The organism is Candidatus Chlorohelix allophototropha (genome assembly GCF_030389965.1).
Taxonomy (GTDB): domain Bacteria; phylum Chloroflexota; class Chloroflexia; order Chloroheliales; family Chloroheliaceae; genus Chlorohelix; species Chlorohelix allophototropha.
In genome coordinates, this window is record NZ_CP128399.1 from 839,327 (window position 1) to 859,211 (window position 19,885).

At 46.8% G+C, this 19,885-nt stretch carries 8 protein-coding genes; 7 read left to right on the plus strand and 1 reads right to left on the minus strand.

Annotated elements, in window-relative coordinates; all coding sequences use genetic code 11:
* Position 1 precedes the first annotated feature (1 nt).
* From OZ401_RS03615 to OZ401_RS03645, 7 genes are all read left to right on the plus strand, one after another.
* A complete protein-coding gene (locus tag OZ401_RS03615) occupies positions 2 to 1,264 on the plus strand; it encodes a DUF58 domain-containing protein (RefSeq protein WP_341469346.1) in 1,263 nt (420 codons plus the stop codon).
* Positions 1,265 to 1,267: 3 nt separating this feature from the next.
* Positions 1,268 to 4,264: a transglutaminase domain-containing protein gene (locus OZ401_RS03620; RefSeq protein ID WP_341469347.1), complete on the plus strand. Its 2,997-nt coding sequence runs from the start codon at positions 1,268 to 1,270 to the stop codon at positions 4,262 to 4,264.
* Between the two features lie 422 nt (positions 4,265 to 4,686).
* Positions 4,687 to 4,887, plus strand: a complete 201-nt coding sequence (locus tag OZ401_RS03625; RefSeq protein ID WP_341469348.1) for a hypothetical protein — start codon at positions 4,687 to 4,689, stop codon at positions 4,885 to 4,887.
* Positions 4,884 to 6,515 (plus strand): cytochrome b N-terminal domain-containing protein, encoded by a 1,632-nt coding sequence (locus tag OZ401_RS03630; RefSeq protein ID WP_341469349.1) that lies wholly within the window; start codon positions 4,884 to 4,886, stop codon positions 6,513 to 6,515. The genes OZ401_RS03625 and OZ401_RS03630 overlap by 4 nt, the downstream gene beginning before the upstream one ends.
* Positions 6,516 to 6,690: 175 nt before the next feature.
* Positions 6,691 to 11,385 carry an amino acid adenylation domain-containing protein gene (locus OZ401_RS03635; protein ID WP_341469350.1) on the plus strand — a complete coding sequence of 1,565 codons (4,695 nt, stop codon included), beginning with the start codon at positions 6,691 to 6,693 and terminating at the stop codon, positions 11,383 to 11,385.
* Positions 11,369 to 13,894 (plus strand): condensation domain-containing protein, encoded by a 2,526-nt coding sequence (locus OZ401_RS03640; RefSeq protein WP_341469351.1) that lies wholly within the window; start codon positions 11,369 to 11,371, stop codon positions 13,892 to 13,894. The genes OZ401_RS03635 and OZ401_RS03640 overlap by 17 nt, the downstream gene beginning before the upstream one ends.
* Positions 13,895 to 13,914: 20 nt before the next feature.
* A complete protein-coding gene (locus OZ401_RS03645) occupies positions 13,915 to 18,426 on the plus strand; it encodes an amino acid adenylation domain-containing protein (RefSeq protein ID WP_341469352.1) in 4,512 nt (1,503 codons plus the stop codon).
* Here the strand turns inward: OZ401_RS03645 and OZ401_RS03650 are convergent.
* Positions 18,423 to 19,856: a condensation domain-containing protein gene (locus tag OZ401_RS03650; RefSeq protein WP_341469353.1), complete on the minus strand. Its 1,434-nt coding sequence runs from the start codon at positions 19,854 to 19,856 to the stop codon at positions 18,423 to 18,425. The genes OZ401_RS03645 and OZ401_RS03650 overlap by 4 nt on opposite strands.
* Positions 19,857 to 19,885: the final 29 nt, after the last annotated feature.

Genomic DNA, 19,885 nt, shown 5'->3' on the forward strand with positions numbered 1-19,885 from the left:
AGTGAAAGTTTTCCGATTTATTCTGGCAATTGTCCTGATTCTTTTTGCGGCACAGGCTATTAATTTCCGTTTACTCTCAATATTAGCTTATACCCTGCTTGGGGTGCTGATTTTCAGCTTAGTATGGGCAAAATTGAGCCTACGTTGGTTGGAAATTACCCGAAGTAGTCCTAGTGAACGTGCGCAAGTTGGAGATAGCTTTGAGGAATTGATCACACTGCGCAACACAGGGATTCTGCCCAAACTCTGGCTGGAAATACACGATAGTTCGGAATTACCAAATCACTATCCCAATTGTGTGCAAAATTTACACCCGTTAGGAATAGTGCGCTGGAAAGCTCGTACCCTTTGTGTTTTGCGTGGACGTTATCGGCTCGGCCCCATCACGGTTACGGCAGGCGACCCTTTTGGACTATTTCGCTTCAAGCGGGAGTTTAAGAATACGCACCACATGACGGTGTATCCAGCCACGTTTGACATCAACAAATTTGAAGCGCTGATGGGTTCGTTGCCGGGTGGCAACCCAATCAGACAGACCAGTTACCACGTTACCCCTGATATTAGCGGTTTGCGCGAATATCGCCCCGGCGACAGCCTCAATCGAATCCATTGGCGTTCAAGCGCGCGCCAGAATAAATTAATTGTAAAAGAATTTGAATTTGACCCAACCGTAAACGTGCAGATATTTCTGGATATGGATGCTTCAGTTCACTGGGTAGTTGATCGTGCCAATAGCGGAGCAGTGCATGGGGCGAAACTGGCAGCGGTCAGCAGTCGTTCTATTGACAGCACCGAAGAATATGCGGTTACAGCAGCAGCAACATTGGTGCGTTACTATCTGGATAATAACCGAAGCGTTGGTTTGCTGGCTTGGGGGCAGGAACATACTATTTTACCGCCAGATCGAGGCATACGACAGTTCTGGAAGATTATGGAAGCGCTAGCGATCATCCGGGCGCAAGGTAGCACCGAGTTTGGGCAATTTCTGGCAGCAGAAGTTACGCGCACCCGCAGCAGTGATACGCTCATCCTGATTACTCCTTCGCTCAATGAAAGTTGGTTAAATCTACTACCTTTGCTCTTGCGGAGAGGCTCAAAAGTAGCGGTGGTGCTATTAGAACCACGCACATTCGGCGCACAGGTGGAAAGCTCTATGCTGGCGGTTGGTTCGCTGGCGGCTATGAATGTGCCCCTCTATTTGCTCAAACGTGGGGATGATATTGCAATGGCGCTGAATTCAGAGACGGCAGGATTAAGGCGGTAAATAATGGCGGTAGTTCGCGAAAAACTCAATAACAGTTGGCTACGACGGTTACATCTTGAAGAAGGCTGGCTAAGTTTTGTGCTGCTCTTCGTGGTGGTAATGACGGTGGTATGGTCAATACAATCAGCTCACTGGGTTGCCGGTAGCGAAGTATTATCAACTGCGGCGTTATTGGGTTTTGCGGTCGGCTTCGTGCTTGCGCGCACTCGCTTTGTACCGGCGATACTGGCGCACTCATTTATGCTAAGCGTGGGTTTGGTGTTGGTGGGTTTGTTCATCTTTCCCTATACTGACCAACGGTTTGATGAGTGGTATTACAAAATGGGTAGCACAGTTCAGAGGGTGGCGCGCTGGTTAGCTTCGGCTTTTCAGGGTCGCAACATCTCCGATGAACTGGTAGGTCTGGTAGGACTTGCCTTTCTTTCATGGGCGTTGGCTTATATTTCAGCTTGGATGTTGTTCCGCCGCCATTCGGTGTGGTGGTCTATCAGTCCACCGCTAGTGGTGCTGCTACTTAACCTAGCTTACAACCCGCCCAATGCTCTTTTCAATTTCGCTATCTTTCTGATTGCTGCGTTGTTGTTGGTGATTCGTTTCACTGTTTTTGAAAACCACGAACTCTGGCAGCGTGCCCGCTTATATGTAAAACCCGGCATTCTATCTTGGACACTGGGTTTAGGTTTTGGTATTACTTTTCTATTACTGGCGGTTGCTTTTGCCGCGCCCAACAGCACCGAATTTAAACCGCTACAGAACATCTTTGAACAAGTATCAGCGCCCTTTCAAAACATCCAGAACGGGGTGAATAGCTTCTTTTCTGTACCTAACGGTGGGGAAAGGCGCATTGGGCGACTCAATACCGGGTTTAATACCTTTAATAAGTCCTTTACTATCGGCGGTCCGATTTACCTCAGTAATGAACCCGTCTTGAACGTTAAAGGCACTGACCCTTCATATTTGCAAGCGGCAGTAATGGATCAATATGATGGAAAAGGCTGGGTTGCTACATATCAGGATGTACCAGATAGTAATGAGCTGATTTTCCCGCAACTTTCGCTAGGGGTTGACCAACGCCTACCCACCAGTCCTTATACCGGACGTTTTGAGAATACATTGGATATTGTGCCGCTTCAATCTGGTATCGGAACGCTCTTTACCGGAGGCGAGGCAGTAAGCACCAATCGCAATACTTTGCTGGCTTTCCATTGGGAGAAAACGGTTATACGCGCTAACCTTGCTCAAATACAGTCAAAGGAAGTGGGCAAGGATGTGAACGGGCGCGCCCGGATTTTGTTGGTAGATACTACTACCAATAAACCGATACCGCCGGATTTATTGCCGTTGATACGCTTGCTGCGGGATGCAAATACTGTGCCCGGTTTTATAGAGGTGCGCTCTAATGGCGATAGTGCGGTGATCAGAGTCGGTATCGGTGGGGTTTTTAATAGCGGTACTGCAAAAAGTCTAACGGATGGCACAATCCAATTACAAACCGGGAATTGGATTATCCGGTTGGATGGTACTGAAAGCCCCAACTTTACACATGTTTGGGCGAAACGCTCTGATAATACAATCGGTGATATTGAATATCCCCTTACAGCGCGTGGAAATGGGGTCTTTTCTTTCGGACAATCGACTTCAGGCGCTACCCGACAAGATTTTGAAACTACTTCGATTGGTAAGAATATAAAGACAGAATTAGACCAGCTTGTAAATGCGCCTTTTCCCTCTAAAGCGGATTATTCGATTGCTAACGGCGTGCCGAACTTTTTAGCTTATGAAGGCTACCAGCCGAATTATGATGATTTGCTGGCAGTAACGGCTGCGGTAGTGCCGAGCAGTGGTGATAGTTATCGCACTGTCGCCCTGCGCTACAGGGCTGACGAGCAATCTCTGCGCAGTGTTTCTACCACTACCGCAGCAACACGCGGTAGAGCAGCTATTAGCCCGCAATATCCTGACTGGGTTAAAGAGCGCTACCTGCAACTGCCTGATACTGTGCCGCAGCGCGTGAAAGACCTAGCTAAGCAGATTACCGCCGGAAAAACCAATGATTACGATAAGGCGAAAGCGATTGAAGCTTACCTACGTACTTTTAAATATAATCTCCAAGCAGGCTTCACTCCAGATGGACGCGATGTGGTAGATTACTTGCTGTTTGATAGCAAGGAAGGCTATTGTGTGCATTTCTCCACAGCTTTCACCGTTATGATGCGTTCGATAGGCGTACCTTCGCGGGTGGTTACAGGCTTTGTCGGCGGTGAGCCGGACAAACAGAATGGTGGTTATTTAGTGCGGGCTTCGGCAGCCCATGCATGGCCTCAGGTATTCTTTTCTGGGATTGGTTGGGTTAACTTTGAGCCGACTCCAGCTTATAGCCCGATTGTTCGCCCTGCCGATCCTGCTTCGGTAGCGCCACTGCCAACTCCCACGCCCGAAGCAACAGTTGTCACGACTCCTACAGCAGCACCGCTCACACCTGCGCCAACTACTACCGCGCCTAACCCGACCAATTCGGCTGTTGCTGGCTCAGCCGGAACAGGAACTCAAGGTGCACAGGTTAGTATCGAGATTCCATTCTGGGTGTATTTGATTTTAGCTTTGCTGGTTGCTACCGCTGCAATATATTTTGGATTCAAGGCGTGGTACAGACGACAATTTGTACTCAATGATACTTCCCCGCGTGCCGTATATGCTCGTTTGTTGCTTACAGCCCGGAAAGCTGGTTTGCCCAACCGCCAAACCATGACCCCTTATGAGTATTCACGCTTCCTATCAAGCTATTTGCCGGATGCCTCAAATTCGCTAGAGCAACTTACTAGCCGATACGTGCGCGCGCGCTATAGCCAGCAAGGCGAAGCGCATTTAGCAACAATGGAGCATACATCGGAAACAGAAGTTAGTGGCGCATGGCAAGCCTATATGCATACTCTTTTAACGTTTCGCAAACAACGGTTGCTAGAACGCCTGACTCCACGCTTTTTGCAAAAACATAAATAGTTTTTTGTAGGCGAGCTAAAAATATTGCAATTACCCTGTTTCAAATACACTTGCTCTTGTTAATTATGTCAGTTATGCTAAAATGAAGTAAGATACTTGTGTTGGTAGTTTTGTTGACCAATCCACCCTTCCATGTTGCTTATCATTTTGAACCTAATATTATCTAGTAAGCCCCTATTTGTAGTATATTAGCCTCACAAAAACAATCCTCCAGACTAATGTTTATATAGCCTATTTACTGCGTTTCTCTTTCCAAAATAGTATAGCTATCCCACAGGGCTTTGCAGAAGTAGCTCAAATTATTATTAATTTTCCTTGAACAAGACTTGCTGAAGCCGTCATATTGCTTTGTTCCTGCTTCCGGCGCGTGCAAGCCGTGAATTTTAAGCGATTGTAGAAGTCATTGGAAAGGAGATTGAGTTATGGATGGTCCTACCCAGTATTTGCAATGGGGCTTTATACAAATTTCAATTGCTAATCTGATTGTGATTGGCTTGCTGATTGTAGTGTTTGCGCTCGCCGTAATAGCTAGGCGGGGAGAAAAGAACCGCCCCTCTACCCTCGAAGCCTTACCTCTTTCTATAAATGAGAAGGTAGCCAAAGAAACCGAGGTGAACTTATGAACTTGACAGGTGCCCTTCGCAAAAAGGTGAGCGCTTGGATGCCACTGGAAGATTTGCTACCAGATGAACTACCTGCCTATGTGCGCTCTCCCGCCTATTTCTTCGGTGTCGCCGCTCTATCAAGTATGGTGCTTTTGATATTATCAGGAATTGTGCTGGCAATATTTGGACCGCATTGGTGGCATGCAGATGGGGTGGGTCATTTTGTGAATAGCCTCCATTTCTGGTGCTCCGAGTTATTTTTCTTCACCCTAACGTTACACCTATGGACGGAGTTCTTCAAAGGGTCCTGGCGACATGGACGGCGCTTGACATGGGTGGTGGGTGGCATTGGTTTTGCGCTGTGCATCGGCACAGCTTTTACCGGCTATCTGTCACAGACTAATTTTAGCTCACAGTGGATTGGGGTAGAAGCCAAGGACGCATTGAATGCAACTGGCATTGGAGCATTCTTTAATGTGCTGAATTTCGGGCAGATATACGGTTTCCATATTATGCTACTGCCTTTAATACTGGTACTGCTAGTTGGGTTTCACCTGTTGCAGGTGCGTATTCGTGGGGTAGTGCGACCCTACGCCGCGAAACCGCAAGAGGAACGTGAAGTGGAGAAGCTATGGAAACATAAGAAACCGAAGAAGGGTAGCACGGCAAACGAGGAATCTCCACCTATGCCATCTGACCAACGCAGATACTATCGGGGAGTACGGATGATGCCCTACGACCTAATCCGGGAAGGACTATTTGCGCTACTAGGGGTGTTTATTGTGAGCGTAGTGCTGGCAGCTATTTTTTCCTCTCCTGACGAGCCACCGTTGACTTTGCAATCATATTCACAACAAAGCCCTGTGCCTTTTATCACAACCGCTATGAACGAATTAAGTGGCGTGGGAGAAATTGGGCAGTATGGTCCTCCCTATAACAATAGTAACGGTGCGGTGCAGTCTATCGGATCAATTTCATTGCAGACTCTCGCGGGTGTAACAGTTCCTGTGGACGTAGCAAAGTTCTATGTGCTTGAACCGCTCTCTATTGCAGCTATTTCTGACCCAGACTTGGCGAGTGCGCTTCAGACATTTAGCGCTGCTTCGGACAAACAACAGGCAGATTGGGAAGATGCTTATACAAAGGCACTTCCTGATGCGAAGGTTAGTTCAGGTAATTTGGTTCTAGCTGATGGTGATTATGGTCCTCTGCCTGTGATGATGAATCGTTTATTGGGATTGGGTACAAGTGGGGCGTTAGACGGACTGTTGCTGCGGAGTGGGGGTTTTTATCAAAACGATTTTACAAAGCCTTTGCTGTTTCTCTCAGAGGACGCGCTTTCCACACGAGCAGAGCAGTTGAACTTGTTAGGCTCACAGTGGGGTATGATGAACGAAACGGGTAATTACCCCGGTCAGGCATGGCTGTGGTTATATACGTTTTGGTATCAAGTACCGCCCTTCAATACTTCTTCCAACGCAGATTTGCTGGTGTCGATTATAATGGCGATTCTGACGGCGATACTAATATTCTTGCCTTTCCTACCGTTTATTAACCGGGTGCCCTATTATCTGGGAATACACCGGCTGATTTGGCGGGAATATTACAAGGACGTAAAGAAAGCGCAAATACCTGAACCTGTCTAAGCTCTTAAACCCCCCTTCTCTTACAAGGAGGGGGGTGCAAAGTCCTCTATCATTCTTACAATACTAATTATATTTCTGGCGATTTACAATTCCCCATCACCGCTAAAATCTATATAATGCCAATTGAGCTATCATCACCCATTATTTGATATACCCAAAGAATCGGCAAAGACAAATGGGCGAAAATAACAATCTAGCCAACCGTATCGCTGCACTTTCACCGGAAAAACGCGCTCTTCTGCAAAAAATGAGTGTTGAAAAGCGAACGCCGCCAATTCCGGATTATTCGATTTTCCCGCAAACTCATACAGGCATTGTTCCTGTTTCTTTTGCACAGGAACAACTTTGGTTTCTTTATCAGCTAGACCCCGCACGTCTTGATTACAACATGCCGGCAGCCCTACGCCTACAGGGTGAACTTAATGTGGTTGCGATGGAATCAAGCCTACATGAAATTGTGCAACGTCACGAAATATTAAGAACCAACTTTAAGCTAGTGGATAGCTCTCCGGCTCAAATAATCGCACCTACTAGGGGATTACCTGTAAAGAATTTTGATTTACACTCTTTGCCGCCGGAGGAACGAGAGCAGCAAGCGCAAAAGCTTCTTGAAAGTGAAGCTCTCCGACCTTTTGACCTTGAGAATGGCTCACTTATACGCGCTTGCCTCCTAAAGCTGAATCAGGCAGAGCATATACTTTTGCTGGTAGCGCATCATATAATTTTTGATGCAGTATCCATAGATATATTTACGCGAGAACTGGCGCAACTTTACGAGAATTTTCCCAATGAAAGTAAGGAAGTAACGCAACCTCCTTTGCCCATACAATATGCCGATTATGCCCGCTGGCAGCGTCAATGGCTAAGTGGTGAAAGGCTGGAAAAACTTACCCAATACTGGGTCAAACATTTGGGTGGTTCGTTACCATTGCTGGAATTGCCTACCGACCATCCCCGCCCCGCTTCGCCTACCCTACACATCCAGACAAAACGCTTTGTTTTAGCGCAAGAGCTAACTAATAAGCTGAGTAATTTAGGCAAAAATAATAAAGCCTCTCTGTTTATGGTTTTGTTAGCCGCTTTTAATGTATTACTGCACCGCTATAGCGGACAAGAAGATATATTAGTCGGTGTGCCAATTGCTAACCGAACTCAGCCAGAGCTTAGCCAATTAATCGGGTATTTTACCAACACCTTAGTAATACGCTCTAATTTGTCCGCTAATCCAAGCTTTGAGGCTTTGCTTGAAAAAGTGCGGGATGTCACGCTAGCGGCTTACGAACATCAAGATTTACCGTTTGCAAAGCTGATAGAAATCTTGCGCCCAAAGCGTGAGTCAGGCTATTACCCGTTGGTAAGGGTTGCTTTTTCCCATCAGAATAATGCCCCATCTCAGGCAATGCTACCCGGTCTGAAAGCAACAAACATTGAAATCAGCAATGGTTATTCTTCTTTTGATTTGGCGATGATGCTTCAGGAGGAGAACGGCGTAACTAGGGGAAACCTGCTATATAGCCAAGAGCTTTTTGAATCAGCCACAATTGATGAAATGCTTGAGAATTTCAGGCTAATACTGGAAACTATTTCCACCAAGCCTGAAGCACAGCTTTCGGAATTGCCCCTGACTATCAAACCCTCAATTGCGAAAGAATCAAACCTGACGGCAAATCAGCTTTTGGTGTGGTTGGGTCAGCAATTACAGCCGAATTTGCCAATTTATAACGAAATAATGCTGTTCACCATTAATGGCGCACTTGATGTGGGGCGTTTTCAAGCCGCCTTTCAGGGGTTAGCGCAACGTAACGCCTCCCTCCGCACCGTTATTCAAGAGCTAAACGGTATTCCACAACAGGCTTTCAACGCCAATGTTAGCTATAAACTGGATTGTCAGGATTTTTCAAAAGAAGCTCATCCCGCTGATGCCCTTGATAAATTTGTTAGCGAAAGGGGCAGAATATCTTTTGATTTCAAAGAGCGTTTATTTGATACTGCCCTTATAAAACTTTCCGAAGATAAGTTTGCTTGGTATCTTTGCCTGCACCAGTTAATAACCGATGGCTGGACTTTCGCTTTATTGTATCGCCGTATGTCTGAGATATATGACTCACTGACGAGCAGTGAGGAAATCAAGCAAGAAGCCTATCCCGACTATTCAGAGTTCATAGAATATGAAGCTGCTTATCGGAAATCTGCCCAGTTTTCAAAAGCGACAAATTATTGGGATGAGAAACTAAAGAAGGGATATAGTCCGGTCTCTTTTTACAGCCGTCCCAGTCTCGAAAGAGCAAGCAAGGTTGAAAGGGTAACTGTTGAACTTGGCAGCGAGCGCACTCAGGCTATAAAGGCGATTGCTACACAGAAGGGCTTTGCTGCTTTAACCCAAGATATGGCGCTTTCCAACCTTTTCACTATGCTATTCCTTGCCTATCTTTATCGGATAAGCGGCAACCCGGTTTATTCATTGGGCGTACCTTTCCACAATCGCAATACAAAGCCCTTGAAAGAAATAACCGGATTGGTGATGACTGTTTGCCCGTTGCGGGTGGAAATTCAACCGGGCGAAACCTTTCTTTCGCTGGCGGGAAAGGTACAGGCTGAGTTGCGGCAGACCCTCCAATTTTCACAGTATGTTACCCACAACTCTCCTCAGCGTAAAACTTACGACCTGATGTTTAATTATCTCAATGCCACTTACGATAATTTCGCGGGTATGACAGCCGAAGTAAGCCTTCCTAATTCGGGCTTTGAGAATAACAGCCTTTCCCTACAGGTACAGCATTTTGCGCGTGACAAAGGGTTGGTGCTGTATTTTGATTTCAACTGTGACCTCTTTTCGCCCGAAAATAAGCAACGTGCCATTCGCCATTTTACCGCGATGCTCGATATATTTTTGAGTGATACCAATCGGGCAATCGGTCAGATTGAATTGCTGGATTCTCAAGAGGTTCAAATACTCCGCAAATTTAATGCAGCAAGCACACAATACCAGAAGGACAAACCTGTTTTCCGGCTGTTTGAAGAACATGCCGCCCTAAACCCTAACGCGCTTGCGCTAGAGTCAGGCTCTAGCAAAATGAGCTACCGCGAGTTAAATATTCGGGCAAACCGTTTAGCTTACCATTTACAACGAATTGGAATTAAGCCGGATTCGGTGGTAGGGCTATGTTTGGAGCGTTCTCCTGAAGCATTAATAGGGATAATAGGTATTCAGAAAGCGGGCGGGGCTTACCTGTATCTTGACCCACAACTTCCCGCCGAACGGCGCGAGTTTATGTTGAAAGAAGCAAAGGTGCATGCGCTTGTCACCGCTTCAGAGCTTTACCCGCTATCACCGGAGTATCTTGAGCATGTGGTTTATCTGACCGATTTTGGCGATGCTGAGATACCAATAGAAAACCCGCCAACTAGGGTTCACCCGGAGAATTTGGCATATGTGGTTTATACTTCCGGTTCAACCGGAACACCCAAAGGGGTAATGGTCTCACATGCTGCGCTACTGAATTTTACAGAAGCAGCACGACAATTGTATGCAATCACACCGCAGGATAGGGTTTTGCAATTTGCTTCGTTGAGCTTCGATACCTCGGCGGAGGAGATATTCCCATGCCTTGCCAGTGGCGGGACTTTGGTGTTGGGTGGGAAAGATATGCTTGAAACGCCCCGCGCTTTTTTCCAGAAATGCTATGAATTGCGCATTACGGTGCTGGATTTACCCACCGCTTATTGGCACATATTGGCAGCCGAAGTGCGTATCATTGACCCGGTTTTATTTTCAAAGTTGCGTCTAGTTATAATCGGCGGAGAGGAAGCGTACCCTACGGCTATGCTTGCGTGGCAAAGTGCAGTGGGCGATAGGGTTAAATTGCTCAACACCTACGGGCCTACCGAAGCAACTATTGTAACAACCCTTGCTGATTTGCGCGAAGTTGGAACGGGCATAGTACCCATCGGTAAAGTTATACCGAATACAAGGGCTTACATATTAAGCCCCGAAATGCTACAGATGCCGATCGGCGCACCCGGTGAATTATATTTGTCAGGTAGCGGGTTGGCGCGTGGCTACATTAATCAGCCGGATACTACCGCCTCTGTGTTTGTGTCTGACCCTTTCAGTGAACAAAGCGGGGCGAGAATGTACCGCACCGGAGATATGGCGCGTTATCTACCAGATGGAAACATTGAATATCTGGGTAGGCGCGACCGACAGCTAAAAGTGAGAGGCTTTAGGATAGAACCGGGCGAAATCGAAGCGGTATTGACCAGCCATCCGCTAGTTCGAGAGGCAGCAGTGCTATACTCTCATAATCAAGGTCGCTTGGTGGCGTACTTTGCAGCAAATAGCGCAGAAGCTTCTATAGTAGAAGAATTACGCCATTTTCTTGCGCGAAAATTGCCCTCTTACATGATTCCTACTCAACTTGTACAGCTTGAAGCCATGCCCCTGACAACCAATGGGAAAATCAATCGGAATCTTCTGCCAGAACCCTTACCGGAAAGCAACAATAGGGGTATCGCGCCACGCACTTTTGAAGAAAGCCTAATTGCCCAAATTTGGGCTAATTTACTGGGGCTGAAAGCAGACCAAATCTCGGTTTTTGATAATTTCTTTGAATTGGGCGGTCACTCTTTGCTAGGCACTCAGCTAATTTCTAAGCTAAATAATCTTTTCGGGGTGAAAACCCCCTTACAGGCTTTGTTTGATAACCCGACTATAGACGGCTTGATGTTGGCAATTAGCCTTAGTAAGGCACAACAGCTTGCAAAGGAAAATTTATTGCTATTACTGGATGAACTTGAATATTTGGACGAAGAAGAAATAAAGATAGCTCTTGGTGAGGAATCTCCATTTTCAAATGAACAAATCAATTGAGCAGCGTATAACTGAATTGTCGCCCACTAAACGCGCAGTGTTGTTGCGCCGCCTTCAGCGGTTAGTGGGCGCTGCAGATAATAATAAAATTACTCCCAGAGGTCGGGATTCTAATATTTTCCCGCTTTCTTTCAGCCAGCAACGTTTGTGGTTTTTAGACCAACTAGAGCCGGGAAACCCCACCTTTAATGTGCCGTTGGCGGTGCGTCTTTCACAAACTCTTAATGAAGAAGCCTTTGTCAGAAGCCTTAATGCAGTGGTGGCACGCCACGAGGTTTTACGTAGTAACTTCGTTGTAAGGGAAGGACACCCGGTTCAGGTGATTGCTACCGCTCAGTCTGTCCCTTTTATCATAGAAGATTTGCGTACTCTTTCGGCGGAAGCGCGAGAAGCCCGCGTTAATGCGCTTGCGCTTGAGGAAGCTCAATACCGTTTTGACTTGGCGCAAGGTTCACTATTGCGGGCGCGATTATTGCGAATCGGCGTGGCTGAATACGTTTTCTTGCTCACGCTGCACCATATCATCTCGGATGGTTGGTCAATGGGATTGCTGCTTAATGAGTTGGTTACATACTATCGGGGCTTTTGCAATGGGCAATCGGTCAATTTACCGACGCTTGAAGTGCAATATGCCGATTACGCACTGTGGCAGAGAGAATGGATGTCTGGAACAGTACAGGCGCGGCAATTGGCATACTGGAAAAAACAGCTTCAGGACGCGCCTTCACTTCTAAAATTACCGCTTGACCATCCCCGCCGCGAAGTAGAGCAATTTCGGGGCGCAACCGTTTACTTTAAGCTACCTGCACCGCTTACCCAACGCTTGAAAGAAGTGAGTCGGGAGCAGAATATAACGCTCTATATGTTATTGCTGGCAGCTTACCAGATATTGCTATATCGCATTTCCGGGCAGCGAGATATTCTGGTAGGTACGCCGGTGGCAGGTCGCAACAAGGCAGAAACAGAGGATTTAATCGGTTTCTTTGTTAATACGCTGGTAATGCGTACAAACTTCTCCGGGCGAGAAACTTTCAAAGAGCTATTATTGCAAGTCAGGAAAACGGCGTTGGAAGCATACGCAAATCAGGATTTGCCTTTTGAAAAACTGGTAGAAGCGCTTCAACCCGAACGTTCTTTAAGTTATAGCCCGCTATTTCAGGTGATGTTTACCTTCTTTAACGAACCTACCCGGCGCAAACTGCGCGATACCGGGTTTGAGTGGAGCGCGTTAGAAATAGATCGGGGGCTTTCTAACCGCGACCTTACCCTGCGAATGGAAGAATTAGATAATGTTCTGGTGGGACATCTCGAATATAATGTTGACCTTTTTGAAAACAGCACAATCCGGCGATTTATCGCGCAATTTGAAAGGTTATTGGTGCAATTGATGGAACATCCTGATGCTAGAATTGCAGACCTTGATTTGCTTTCGGAGGAAGAAAAGCAGGCAATAGCAAAAGCCGGGCAAACTCAGGAGAAATCCAGCCGCGACAAATTTAAACAATTTCTCGGTAAACGCCCCGGTGGTCTAAACCTTTCTCAGCCTGAACTGGTGAAAATCGGAAGCCTTTCACTGGATATGACATTCCCTTTGCTGATTCAACCTAGCGTTACTGAGGTGTCATTGGTTACGTGGGCAGAGAAAAACCTTGAATTTATACAAACCAATCTTGATAAATATGGCGCAATTCTATGGCGCAATTTCCCTGTGAATGACCCCGCAGAGTTTGAGGGATTTGCCAGAGTTATTGCGCCTGAGTTATTGGATTACGTGGAACGCTCTACTCCCAGAAATCTGGTACAGGGCAAGGTTTTCACTTCAACCTCGTACCCACCAGACCAGTATATTATGTTACACAATGAAGTTTCCTATTCGCATTGCTGGCCCATAAAGCTTTGGTTCTACTGCCAACATGCCCCTTCACAAGGGGGCGCTACGCCTTTGGCAGATAGTCGGCTTGTTTATCAACGCCTTGACCCGACTCTAAAGGAGAAATTCATCAGCAAGCGGGTAATGTATGTCCGAAACTATGGTGAAGGGGTGGACTTGCCTTGGCAGGAAGTTTATCAGACCAATGACCCCGCCGAAGTTGAAAAATATTGTCGTGATGCCGGGATTGAATTTGAATGGAAATCAGGCAACCGCCTCAGAACTCGTCAGGTACGGCAGGCAGTAGCCCAACACCCGCGCACCGGAGAAATGGTGTGGTTTAATTCAGCCCACATGTTTCATGTTGCAGCCCATACGCCGGAGGTACGCGACTCGTTGTTGGCAATTTTTGCGCCGGAAGATTTGCCTCGAAATGTGTATTTTGGGGATGGTACTCCTATTGAGAATGACGAGATAGCCCATATAAGACAAATTTACCGCGAATGTGCTATAAGCTTCCCTTGGCAAACCGGAGATATTATGTTGGTTGATAATATGCTTTTAGCACATGGACGTGCGCCTTTTTCAGGAGAACGCAGTGTGCTGGTAGCAATGGCAGAGCCATATAGCCTGTTGTAGAGTAGCAGAGAGGATAAGCCTTGAACATAGAGCGAAGCGGGGAAAATATTTCCTCCGGCGATAAAATGAAACTGCTCTCCTTGCTGCTTGAGCAGGATGGGCTGAAGCGGGAAGAAGAATCCCGTATTGTTCCTCGGCAGGGTGTTACTAATCCTCCTCTTTCACTCATGCAAGAGCGTCTGTGGTTTTTGGAACAACTGGGAGGCTTGGGGGCAACTTATAATATTCCGGCAATTGCACGGCTAACCGGGCGCGTATCGGAAGAAGCCTTAGCTGTTACTTTTCAGGAAATCGTTCGCCGCCACGAGGTTTTACGCACCACCTTTTCTAGTGAATCCGGCAGACCAGTACAGGTTATACACCCATCGTCCGGTTTCCAGTTGGAAAAGGTGGATTTGACCGGATTCCCTGAACAGGCACGCGAGGTGGAAGCGTGGAAAATAGCCAAAGAAGAAGCAACCCGCACATTTGATTTGCAAAACGGTTCACTTTTTAGGGTTAAACTGCTCCGTTTACACTCACAGGATTATTTTTTGCTTATGACCATGCATCATATTGTCGGCGATGCTTGGTCGCGCTACGTGCTTATCCGGGAAATCACCTTGCTCTACCGCGCTTATGCGGGAGGTGAAGTTTCACCCTTGCCAGAACCACCCATCCAGTATGCCGATTATGCAATCTGGCAAAGACATTGGTTCAGTGAAGAAAAACACAGTGTTCAGCTTGAATACTGGCGCAATAAACTTCAAGGCGCACCCTCAATTCTGCAATTTCCCACCGACCGCCCCAGACCGCCGATTCGCTCCTATCGGGGCGGTAGGGTAAATATCGTTTTTCCGTTAGAGCTACAAACTGCCTTAAATAACCTGAGCAGGCAACAAAACGCTACTATCTTCATGACTTTGCTGGCGGCTTTTCAGGTGTTGCTATGCCGTTACAGCGGGCAAGATGATATTGTAATCGGTTCGCCCATTGCCAACCGCACTCGCCTTGAAACTGAGAATCTTATAGGTTTTTTCGTGAATACGCTGGTGTTGCGTGGCAACCTGTCCGGCAACCCTACTTTTCTGGAACTGTTGCACCGCACTTCTGAAACAGCATTAGAGGCTTATGCTCATCAGGAGTTGCCCTTTGAAAAGCTAGTTGAGGAATTGCACCCTTCCCGCGATTTGAGCTATCAGCCTTTGTTTCAGGTAATGTTTGTTTTACAAAATGCCCCGGTAGAGCCTGTGATTATGCCCGATTTGGTTATCCAGCCCTTATCCATTGACAATAACACCGCTAAGTTCGATCTGCTGCTTGACCTAGCCGAAACCGAGCAAGGTTTGAAAGGTTATCTGGAATACAGTAGCGATTTGTTTGATGAATCCAGCATCAAGAATTTGCTTGAGCATTTTAAAATCTTGCTAGAAGGAATTGTAGCCAACCCAAACCGCAGAATCGGCGAATTGCCGCTCTTACCACCGCAAGAATATAATCGCCAAATTCTGGAGTGGAATAATACCAAAGAGTCTTTTCCTCTTGACGCTTGCTTTCACCACCTCTTTTCCGAGCAAACTGCCCGTTCGCCTCAAAGTATTGCGCTGATCTTTGAGAATCAGCAACTTACCTATGCCGAACTTGAAGCGCGTTCCAATCAACTTGGACACTATCTGCAAACGTTGGGAGTGAGCGCGGAGGTAGTAGTGGGGTTATGCGTGGAACGCTCTCTCGAAATGGTTATCGGGCTATTGGGTATTCTCAAAGCGGGTGGCGCGTATGCTCCGCTTGACCCTGCCTACCCTCAGCATCGTATTGAGATTATGCTGGAAGACAGCCATGCCCCAATTTTATTAACCCAAAGCCATCTTCAAAATTTGATGCCATCACATGGCGCGCAGGTTATTTATCTCGATCAGGATTGGTCTAAGATTGCAGAGTATCCGCAAACGCCTCCCCCTGATTATTGTACTCCTGATAATCTGGCTTATGTGGTTTTTACTTCCGGCTCTACCGGAAGACCCAAAGGCATATTGGCGCATCATCGCGGTTCGCTTAATCATCTGCTTTATACCCGCCGAGCGTATAATATTTCTCCAGCGGATACGATTTTACAGAATGCCTCGTTGGTTTCGGATGCCTCGATAGAAGACCTTATCGGTACGCTTATAGCTGGGTGCAAGGTGGTACTGGTTAGCTCTAGCGATGCCAAAGACCCATCCGCGCTGGTTAGAACAATTGATGAGCAAGCGGTTACAGCGTTGCTGGCAACCACTCCCCGCTTTTTAGGTCAATTGGTAGAAGCGGCAGAACGGGTTGGTTATCATAGCCACTCTTTAAGGCTCATTTTTGTAAATGGTGAAGCGCTATATCATCAGGAATGTCAGGCAGTACAGCGCGTTTTTGGCAAACAAGTTTTGGTAGTAAACCAATACGGTCCGACCGAAGGGGCTATAACCTGTAGCGATTACCGCGTGACTAGCACAAACCCAGAGCAGGGCGCGGTGTCATTGGGACGACCGATTTCAAACACCGAATTTTATCTGCTAGATAATAATTACCAGCCTGTGCCATTAGGAGTTGTAGGGGAAATTTTTATCGGTGGAGTTGGGTTAGCGCGTGGTTATATCGGGCGACCCGACCTAAGCGCAGAGCGTTTCGTGCCGCATCCCTTTAGCATAATTCCGGGAGCGCGTTTATATCGCACCGGAGATTTGGCACGTCTAAACCCGAAAGGTTCTTTTGAGTATGTAGGTCGAGCAGACCATCAAGTAAAGGTGCGAGGCTATCGGGTTGAACCGGGCGAGATAGAAGCGGCTTTAGCGGCATATTCTAAGGTTTCGCAATGTGCGATATTGGCGCGGGAGGACATACCGGGCGATAAACGCTTGGTTGGTTATCTGGTGGCAAAAGGTGTTCAACCGGAAGTTGAGGAATTAAGGGAATATTTGAAAAGTCAGCTTCCAAGTTACATGATACCTTCATCTTTTATCATGCTAGATTCTTTCCCACTTACTCCTAACGGCAAGGTTGATAGAAAAGCGTTACCTGCTCCGGGACAATTTCGCCCCAACTTGAGGCAAAGTTATAATGCCCCGCGCAATGAGTTGGAAGAAAAGTTGGTTAGCCTGTGGGCTGAGGCGTTGTCGCTAGAAGAAGTCGGTATTTACGACAATTTCTTTGAGTTGGGTGGTCACTCCCTCTTGGCAATGCAATTGACCTCTCGTATATCCGGCACAATTGGAAAAGAGGTTTCGGTAAAATTGCTGTTTTTGTACCCAACTATCGCCAGTATGGCTGTTGCTCTGGCAAATACTACTCCGGCGGAGGTAAGCGGTTTAAGTATCGTACCCCCGAAACAAGCGGATACGTCCCATCTAACTATTGAGCGGCTTCCCTTATTGCCAAGAGTTTTGAGCGGGGAAATTGCTCCGGCGCAGTCGGCGGCATTGTCATACCTACCCTCGGATTTACTAAAATTAACCGGGCTTGCCACTGCCGATATTTTACAAAATTGGTTCGAGCAGCGCCCTATCCTAAACGGATTTATGAATACCCCTGCCGGGAGGATTGCGCTCATTTTGCTGCCGATTTTTGGTACTGATTTATACAATGACCAACCGGGTTTGTTGAAAATGATAGGGGAAGGTGTTCAACTTGCCGGACAAGTAGGCGCGAAAACCGTTTCTCTAACCGGACTCCTGCCATCTGCTACTAATTATGGTCGCGCTGTGTTGGAATCATTAGATAAAAGTGTGAACTTGCCCGCCGTAACTACCGGACATGCTACGACTGCGGCTTCGGTAGTTTTATCTCTCAAGCATATTCTTTCTGAAAGCGGGCGAGAACTACCCAACGAACGGGTAGTTTGTTTGGGTCTGGGTTCAATCGGGCTTACCGTATTGCGCCTGATGTTGCAAGTGTTACCACATCCCCAAGAGCTTTGGCTTTGCGATTTATATAGCCGGAGAGAGCATTTGAAAAAAATAGCCCATGAAGTGGTAAATCAAAGTGGCTTTAAGGGAAATATCCGATTGTATGAATCTAGCCCTACCGTACCGGATGCAATATACGAAGCTTCCTTGATAATCGGCGCAAGCAACGTACCGGGCATTATAGAAACTACGCGCCTCAAAGCGGGTACGCTGCTGGTAGATGATTCTGCGCCCCATTGCTTTGAGCCTGAAAAAGCCATCCGGCGATTTGAGCAGCAAGGCGATATTCTCTTTACCGAAGGAGGGACGCTTAAAGCGCCCTTTGCAATTGCACAACAACGCTATTTGCCGGAAGCGGTAGAAGCGAGGATTCCGCCAGAGCAATTTGAGGCGATAACCGCTTATAAACCGTTCAATATTGCAGGCTGTGTTTTATCCAGTATTTTAAGTACAGACGCTGTGGGTTTAGAACCGACCATTGGCGAGATTCGAGTCGATACAGCTTTGCAACATTACAAGCGGTTGGAAGAATTAGGCTATGGCGCAGCAGAATTGCATTGCAATAATTATGAGCTTTCCGAGGAGCGGGTCAGGGCATTTCGCGAAAATCAGGCTTAATCGCGTAATAGGTCGAGAGATAACTCATTCAAGCGTAATTCAGGCTGGCGGACTATATGCTGTAATAAATTCTCATAATTTTGCGCCAAGCGAATTATGAAAGCATCCGAATATAAAGCTGTGGCATATTGCAACCAGCCGACCAGCCTATTGTCTCTTTCTTCCATAATCAGGTTTAAATCGAAGCGCACCAACCCAGTTTCAAATTCTAGCGGGCTTAGTCTTAGCCCTTTAATTTCCAGTCGTTCGCGAGATGGAAAATTGCTGAACTCAAAGCGAGTTTGGAAAAAGGGATGGCTGGCATTATTACCCGGTTTCAAGGCTTCCACTAGCTTCACAAAGGGCATATCTTGATGAGCAAAGGCTTCTAGGCAAACTTTATTCATAAGGCTTAATATTTGTTTGAAGCTGGAATTACCTGAAAAATCAGCCCGGATTACCAGATTATTGACAAAACAACCCAACAACGCTTCCGCCTCGACTGTGCTACGGTTAGCGACCGGAGTACCAAGCGCAATATCCTCTTGTCCACTATATAGATTTATAAGCGCGGCGAAGGCTGACAATAGAAGGGTAAAAAGAGTAACCCCTTCCTGTTGGCTCAGACGTTTGAGCGCGCTTGATAAGTCTTCAGAAAGTTCAAGGCTATAGCTCTTTCCGGCATAATCTGGGTTATTTGGTCTCGCTTCTCCAGCCAATGAGGGCTGTACTTCTGGTAAACCGAATAATTGATTACTCCAATAAGCTAATTGCTTATCAAGCTCGCCTTGTAACCAGTTACGTTGCCACAGCGTATAATCGGGATATTGTATAGGCAACTCCGGCAATGGCGAAGAATTTCCATTAGAAAAAGCGGGGTATAACACCGCCAGTTCCTTTATAAACAATCCGGTTGACCAACCGTCCGCAATAATATGGTGCACTACTAGCGCCAGCACATGGCGAGTATCCGTATGTTTTAGCAAGGCTGCTCTTATTAATGGAACACAGTTAAGGTCAAAGAGTTTGTGAGCCTGGTGCACTGCCAGCTTTTCGGTTTCAATATACTGTTCTGCTTCATTTACCACCGACAAATCATAATAGTTAAGTTCAAATACAGGCTCAGGATTAATCTGCTGGCAAAGCGTACCATCAATTAAAGAAAAGGCGGTGCGCCATGCCGCATGCCGCCGTACTATTTCTCTCAAACTTTCTTCGAGAGAAGCTCTATTCAGCTTGCCTTCCAAAATTAGTGCGAAGGCTGAATTGTAGAAAGGGCTGTTTGGCGCTTGTTGGCAACGCTTCCAGACCCATTCTTGCGAATAGGATGCCGGTATTAGCTCGCTAGGGTTATGCTTTGGAATTGCGTCGGTAGCTGAGGAGGCTAAACCTTCGGCTTGGATAAGACGTGCCAACAAAGCTAGTTTCTCTTGGTTATCGGTTCCACTCATCTCTGCGCTACCTTTGCACTTTTAAACTT

Excerpts from the sequence above, each read along its gene's own strand:
- OZ401_RS03620 (WP_341469347.1), top strand. The coding sequence starts at position 1,268 with ATGGCGGTAGTTCGCGAAAAACTCAATAACAGTTGGCTACGACGGTTA.
- OZ401_RS03625 (WP_341469348.1), top strand. The coding sequence starts at position 4,687 with ATGGATGGTCCTACCCAGTATTTGCAATGGGGCTTTATACAAATTTCA.
- OZ401_RS03630 (WP_341469349.1), top strand. The coding sequence starts at position 4,884 with ATGAACTTGACAGGTGCCCTTCGCAAAAAGGTGAGCGCTTGGATGCCA.
- OZ401_RS03635 (WP_341469350.1), top strand. The coding sequence starts at position 6,691 with ATGGGCGAAAATAACAATCTAGCCAACCGTATCGCTGCACTTTCACCG.
- OZ401_RS03640 (WP_341469351.1), top strand. The coding sequence starts at position 11,369 with ATGAACAAATCAATTGAGCAGCGTATAACTGAATTGTCGCCCACTAAA.
- OZ401_RS03650 (WP_341469353.1), bottom strand. The coding sequence starts at position 19,856 with ATGAGTGGAACCGATAACCAAGAGAAACTAGCTTTGTTGGCACGTCTT.